The following is a 5,050-nucleotide window of genomic DNA, read 5'->3' as shown; positions in this document are numbered from 1 at the left end:
GGGCGCCCGGAAAACCGGGCGCCCGCCGCATTCTCTATCAATCCCTGTCAGGCATAGAGCCTCATTCTGCCCCCTTCAGGTATCCGCTGATTTCTGAAACTGCAGCCTCCTCATCGTCACCCTCCGCTGTGACGTTCAGCTCGGTCCCATTGTTCAGGCCGAGCGCCATCATCCCCATGATGGACTTGGCGTTGACCTTCCGGCTTCCCTCGGACATATAGATGCGGGAATTGTATTTGCTTGCGATCTGGACCAGCATCGCCACCGGATGGTCATCTGTCTTTTTCGGCAGGTTGACAGTTACATTCGCGTTCTTCATAGTTTGCCTCCAGGCCTCATCGGTTGATCCTCTGAGCCGCAATTCATGCAGAGTGAAAATATCACTCGTTCCAACACTTACTAAGATGCCTGATTTTCACAGCGCCTGGTTTTTTCGGATTTCCCTGATTCCTGTACTGGGGCATCCCTCCCTCCGGAGATCTGAGGCGATACGGCTCAGCTTTCTCATGCGATGATTGGCGCCGCTCTTTCCGATCGGCGGCTCCACGGTCTCTGCCAGCTCCTCCAAAGAGGCATCGGGTCTCCGAAGTCTCGCTCTCGCGATCTCCCGAAGCCCCTCTCCCAGCCTCTCAAGTCCGATCCGCTCCTCAATAAGCCGGATGTCCTCTGTTTGCCGGATGCTGGCCCGCACGGTCCTGCTGATATTCGCTGCCTCAAAATTTACGCGGCGGTTCACATTCTCACTGAGCTCCTTCCGGATCCGCACATTCTCAAAATCCATCAGCGCCTTATGGGCCCCTATGATATTGAGAACGTCCGAGATCTCAGAGGCGTCCTTCAGATAGATAATGCAGTATCCCCCGCGCTCTGTAGCTCTGGGCCGGAGCGAAAAACGGGACAAAAGCCCCGAAACCTCCGAGGCCTCCTCCTTCCCCCGACAGACAAACTCCAGATGATGGTCCTTCTCGGGGTCTGTGATAGAGGCTCTCTTCAGAAAAAACTCTCTGAGTCTTTTCCGATCCCGCTCCGTCTCGACAGTTTCAATCTTAAATGTTTTTTCAATTGCTGTAAAGCTCTTTTTTAAAAGCTCCTCTTTGACTTTTCTTGAAAATGACATGCTTTCCCCTGCTCAATACCGGAAAATGAGAAAAACACGCCGCTCCATTCTCATGTTCCGCTCCTCTTCCCGCTTTCGCTCTGCTCCAGATCCCGGTGATCGATCCGAAGGCCGTAGTCCGCATCCTTTGAAAGCTCCCGAAAGAGAAGCTCCGCGATCGTCACGGAGCGGTGCCTGCCTCCGGTGCAGCCGATTCCGATCACAAGCTGATTCTTCCCCTCCGCGATATAGTGCGGAATCAAAAAGCGAATCATATCATATAGCTTTTTCAAAAAGAGCTCCGCGACGCCGTCCCCGAGGACATAGTCTCTGACCGGCTGCTCGAGGCCGCTTCGGCCCCTGAGCTCCGGGATATAATAGGGATTTGGGAGAAAACGCACATCGAAGAGGAGGTCGAGATCCTCCGGTATCCCGTATTTAAAGCCAAAGGAAAGGATCGTGCACTGGAGATTCTCATAGCGATGCGATTCCCGGAAGATGCGAAAGAGCTCTCTCCTGAGGTCCTTCTGGAGCATCCTCGTGGTGTCGATGATGATATCCGCCCGGCTCTTAAGCCAGGACAGCTTCTCTCTCTCCGCGCTGATCCCGGTCTCGAGACGCCCGTCCCGGCTCAGGGGATGGGCGCGCCGGGTCTCCTTATAGCGCTTGATCAGGCAGTCCTCCGAGGCGTCCAGATACAGGATCTCATAGGGGGACTTCCCGTCCTCCCCCCTCTCATCGAGAATCTTCCGAAGCTCCGGGAGCTCCCGGCCCGAACGGATGTCGATCCCCAGGGCCGCCCTCTCCGCAGTCTTTGCCTCTCCCATCAGCTCCGAAAACTTCCCGATGAGAGGGATCGGAAGATTGTCCACGCAGTAGTATCCCATGTCCTCCAGGGATTTGAGCGCCACCGTCTTTCCCGCGCCGCTCATCCCGGTCACGATCAGAAGCTCCCCCACATCTTCACCTCCGGTTTCAGAAGGACGCCGGAGCTCTCCTTCACCCTCCTGATCACCTCCAAAATGAGGGTGTGGATCTCCGCGGCCGTCGCATTTCCCGTGTTTACGATAAAGCCGCAATGCTTTTCCGAGACCTGGGCGCCTCCGATCCGAAATCCTCTGAGCCCCGCCTCCTCGATGAGCCGCCCCGCAAAGTCTCCCTCGGGCCTTTGAAAGGTCGAACCGGCGGAGGGAAGGTTCAGGGGCTGCTTCTCGCTCCTTTTTCTCCGAAATTCCTCGCTCCGTGCCCGGATCTTCTCCGGATCCCCCTTTGAGAGACGGAAGAGGGCGGAGAGAACCGTATATCCCCGCTCCGCTACGATGGAATGCCGGTAGGAAAGCTCCAGCTCTGCTGTAGAAAGCGTCACGGGCTCTCCCGCGGCATCGAGGAGAGAAGCACTGGAAAGGATGTCCCGGATCTCCGTCCCATAGGCCCCGGCATTCATGACGACGGCGCCCCCCACGGTCCCGGGGATTCCCCGAAGGGCCTCCATCCCGCTGAGGGAGAGGGACTCCGCAAGATCCGAAAGCCTGGAAAGAAGGCAGCCCGCCTCCGCAAAAAGGAGAAAGCTCCCGGGGCAGTCCGGGTCCTCTCCGAGGAAGCGAAGCTCCGAGAGCCCTCCTCTAAAGGAAAGGACCGGATCCCGGAGCCCCTTGTCGCTCACCAGGAGATTCGTGCCGTTTCCCAGGATATGAAAGCGCTCCCCCCGCTCCGAAAAGCGTCGGATCAGTGTGATCAGCTCCTCCTCTGTCTTCGGAATGAAAAAATACTCCGCCTCTCCGCCCGCGCGAAAGCTCGTATGCCTCCGCATATCTTCCCTTCTCCGCTCTATCATTCCTCTTGCCGCCTCATATTGGCATTGACGCGGTCATGGAGAACCTGCGCCGCATTGTATCCCATCTTCTTCGCGCGGTGATTTACCGCCGCGCATTCTACAATGATCGCGACATTCCTCCCCGGGCGGATCGGAATCTCATAGCTGATCACGCGGTTTCCCAGATATTCCGCATACTGGTCCTTCAGGCCCAGGCGGTCGTACTCCCTCTCCTTCGACCACTCCGCAAGATTTATGACCATGTTGATGGTCTGGGTATCCTTCACGCACTCGACGCCGAACATCTGCTTTACGTCGATGATGCCGATGCCCCGGAGCTCGATAAAGTATCTCGTGATATCCGGCGCGCTGCCGACGAGGGACTCCTCCGAGACCTTTCGGATCTCCACGACATCGTCCGAGACCAGCCGATGCCCCCTCTTTAAAAGCTCCAGCGCGGCCTCCGATTTCCCGATCCCGCTGTCCCCGGTGATGAGAACCCCCTCGCCGTAGACATCGACCAGGACGCCGTGAACCGTAATCATCGGCGCCATCTTCACCTTCAGCCAGCGGATGATCTCTCCCTCCAGCTCCGTCGTCGGACTCTGGCTGGACAGAAGGGGGATTCCGGCATTGCGGCAGGCGCTGACCATGCAGGAGTCCGGCTCGATATTTCTCGCATAAATGATGCAGGGGATCGGATATTTCGTGATCTCCGCATAGCGGGCGCAGCGCACGCTCCTCTCCAAGGTCATGAGATAGGCGGTCTCGACATTCCCGATGAGCTGCACCCTCTCCGAATCAAACTGGTCAAAAAATCCGGCGAGCTGCAGCGCCGGGCGATTGACATCCGGGATCGTCATATAGATGGGATCCGTGTCGATCTCCGGAGTCAGATTCCGAAGATTTTCCTTCTCGATCAGCTCACTGACGCTGACCTTGTCCACGCTCTTCAATGCACACCTCCCAAGCGAAAACCCTCCCAAAAGGAGGGAGCGCCTCCCCTGCTTCTCTGATGATCTCAAGTATAATCGCCCCTCCCCGAAAAAGCAAGGAAGGCGGCGGCAAGGCGCTCTCTCAGACTCTGATATTCGCCCTCTTAAACTCCTTCTCCAGCTCGCGGCGCTGGCTCCGCTTCTTCATATCCTCTCTCTTATCGTAGTTCTTCTTCCCCCGGCAAAGGCCGATCTCCACCTTCACGAGGCTCCGCTTAAAATAGACGCGAAGCGGCACCAGAGTATATCCCTTCTCCCGTATCTTTTCCGAAAGCTTTCGGATCTCCGATCGGTGCAAAAGGAGTCTTCGGTCCCTGAGCGCATCCCGGTTAAAGAGATTCCCCTTTTCATAGGGATGGATGTGCATCCCCTTGATATAGACCTCCTCCCCCCGGATCTGGCAAAAGGACTCTTTGATGGAGCAGTGTCCGAGCCGGAGGGACTTCACCTCAGTCCCGAAGAGCTCTATCCCGCACTCGTATTCCTCATCGACAAAAAAGTCGTGCCAGGCTTTCTTGTTGTTTGCAATCAGCTTGCATCCTTCCAAAGACATAGACTTATCCTCGTAAAACAAACAAAGGGACCCACATACTCTGTATGCAGGTCCCAGCTCTCCCTATCCCCGGATGGTGATTACCAGATCACGTCAAGGATCAGTGCCACCGCGAAAAACGCGATCGCCGCGAACTTCGTGAACTTCTCCAGATTTCCCTCTATGGAACGCCCCCGGTTCTTCGACCAGTAGGTATCGGCGATCCCGGAGATCGCTCCGAGTCCCTCGCTCTTTCCCTCCTGCATCAGGATGATCGCAGAAAGAGCCAGCCCCAATATGACAAACAGGATCACTAGCGCGATTTTCATTCTCTCACCACCTTTAATAAAGCACCTTGAATCATGGATCGGGGCGCGGCATAAGGCCCTGCCGCTTCTTCCGTGCGATCACAGCTCCAGAGCAGAGCCTTGACGCCGGAATCATAAAGTCCCTGCACAAGTTCTGCGATTATATCATGAAAGCAAAGCGCGCGCAAGGCTTCTCCGGCATCTCCTCTGAAAATCTCCCGAGTTTGTTAATTGCTATTCGAAGTTCCACCTGGAAATCTGAAAGGTGGAACTTAATTCTTCCGAAGGATTGGGTAGAAGTTAATT

General features: G+C 56.0%; 7 protein-coding genes. All 7 read right to left on the bottom strand.

Features of this window, described 5'->3' with window-relative positions:
* Positions 1-61: 61 nt before the first annotated feature.
* Positions 62-319, bottom strand: coding sequence for an HPr family phosphocarrier protein (locus tag HMPREF1986_RS09005; RefSeq protein WP_009214263.1), 258 nt, complete (start codon positions 317-319; stop codon positions 62-64).
* 96 nt (positions 320-415) lie between these two features.
* A complete protein-coding gene (gene whiA, locus HMPREF1986_RS09000) occupies positions 416-1,117 on the bottom strand; it encodes a DNA-binding protein WhiA (RefSeq protein ID WP_021774518.1) in 702 nt (233 codons plus the stop codon).
* 50 nt (positions 1,118-1,167) lie between these two features.
* Complete coding sequence (gene rapZ, locus HMPREF1986_RS08995) at positions 1,168-2,028, bottom strand: RNase adapter RapZ (protein ID WP_036600079.1); 861 nt, start codon at positions 2,026-2,028, stop codon at positions 1,168-1,170.
* Between the two features lie 11 nt (positions 2,029-2,039).
* Positions 2,040-2,906, bottom strand: a complete 867-nt coding sequence (gene murB / locus HMPREF1986_RS08990) for a UDP-N-acetylmuramate dehydrogenase (RefSeq protein WP_242837369.1) — start codon at positions 2,904-2,906, stop codon at positions 2,040-2,042.
* Between the two features lie 20 nt (positions 2,907-2,926).
* Positions 2,927-3,865, bottom strand: coding sequence for an HPr(Ser) kinase/phosphatase (hprK, locus tag HMPREF1986_RS08985; RefSeq protein WP_009214259.1), 939 nt, complete (start codon positions 3,863-3,865; stop codon positions 2,927-2,929).
* A 121-nt stretch (positions 3,866-3,986) separates the two neighbouring features.
* Complete coding sequence (smpB, locus tag HMPREF1986_RS08980) at positions 3,987-4,457, bottom strand: SsrA-binding protein SmpB (protein ID WP_009214258.1); 471 nt, start codon at positions 4,455-4,457, stop codon at positions 3,987-3,989.
* A gap of 80 nt (positions 4,458-4,537) precedes the next feature.
* Positions 4,538-4,765, bottom strand: coding sequence for a preprotein translocase subunit SecG (gene secG / locus HMPREF1986_RS08975; RefSeq protein ID WP_009214257.1), 228 nt, complete (start codon positions 4,763-4,765; stop codon positions 4,538-4,540).
* Positions 4,766-5,050: the final 285 nt, after the last annotated feature.

Source organism: Oribacterium sp. oral taxon 078 str. F0263 (assembly GCF_000469565.1).
Classification (GTDB): Bacteria; Bacillota; Clostridia; order Lachnospirales; family Lachnospiraceae; genus Oribacterium.
This window is presented reverse-complemented; position numbering and strand designations above follow the sequence as displayed.